This is a genomic window from Mesorhizobium sp. M7A.F.Ca.CA.001.10.2.1, assembly GCF_003998575.1.
GTDB lineage: Bacteria > Pseudomonadota > Alphaproteobacteria > Rhizobiales > Rhizobiaceae > Mesorhizobium.
Genome location: NZ_RZQY01001073.1, coordinates 1 through 1204, shown reverse-complemented (window position 1 = coordinate 1204; position 1204 = coordinate 1). Strand labels below are relative to the sequence as shown.

General features: G+C 59.8%; 2 protein-coding genes. Both read left to right on the top strand.

The annotated features are described in order from the left end of the window. On the top strand, window positions 1–250 hold a 250-nt coding region (locus EN964_RS38250), incomplete at its 5' end, for a hypothetical protein (RefSeq protein WP_206528822.1). 73 nt (window positions 251–323) lie between these two features. Then, a partial coding sequence (recA, locus tag EN964_RS35160) for a recombinase RecA (RefSeq protein WP_127277491.1) occupies window positions 324–1204 on the top strand: 881 nt, incomplete at its 3' end.

Below are 1204 nucleotides of genomic sequence, written 5' to 3'. Positions count from 1 at the left end.
CGATATGGGCGCCGCCTATGGCCAGTATTTTCGCGGATTTCAGCATGCCGGCGATATGACCTTTGTTATTCCAGCCGCACAAGCGCTAGGTGCGACGGAGCTTCGCATGCGAGGCGGCGATTCGGCAGGTCGAAACAACGGAGCCGTCTGGCCCAACGTGCGGTGCATTCCTGATCGAATCCCTGGACAAAAAAAGAACAAATCCGGATATTGCTTGTTTTTCAGTTATTTGACCCCTCTTGCCAAATGAGAACAAAAAAGGTACAAATAGGCAGGGATTACGGATTGTCCGGCCTTCATTGACGACCAAGGGGTGATGTATCATGGCTCAGAATTCTTTGCGGCTGGTAGAGGACAAGGCAGTGGACAAATCAAAGGCTCTGGATGCGGCGCTGTCGCAGATCGAGCGGGCTTTCGGCAAGGGCTCGATCATGCGGCTCGGCGCCAACGATCAGGTCGTCGAGATTGAAACGGTGCCGACCGGCTCGCTTGGCCTCGACATCGCGCTTGGCGTCGGCGGCCTGCCGCGCGGCCGCATCATCGAAATCTACGGGCCGGAAAGCTCGGGCAAGACGACGCTTGCCCTGCACACCGTCGCCGAAGCCCAGAAGAAGGGCGGCATCTGCGCTTTCGTCGATGCCGAGCACGCGCTTGACCCGGTCTATGCCCGCAAGCTTGGCGTCGATCTCGAAAACCTTCTGATCTCGCAGCCTGACACTGGGGAGCAGGCGCTGGAAATCTGCGACACGCTGGTGCGCTCCGGCGCCATCGACGTGCTGGTGGTCGATTCGGTCGCGGCGCTGACGCCACGCGCCGAAATTGAAGGCGAGATGGGCGATTCGCTGCCCGGCCTGCAGGCCCGCCTGATGAGCCAGGCGCTGCGCAAGCTGACCGCGTCGATTTCGCGCTCCAACACCATGGTCATCTTCATCAACCAGATCCGCATGAAGATCGGCGTCATGTTCGGCTCGCCTGAAACCACCACCGGCGGCAATGCGCTGAAATTCTACGCTTCGGTGCGCCTCGACATCCGCCGCATCGGCTCGATCAAGGACCGCGACGAGGTCGTCGGCAACCAGACCCGCGTCAAGGTGGTCAAGAACAAGCTGGCGCCGCCCTTCAAGGTGGTCGAATTCGACATCATGTTTGGTGAGGGCGTGTCCAAAACCGGCGAACTGGTCGATCTCGGGGTCAAGGCTGGTAT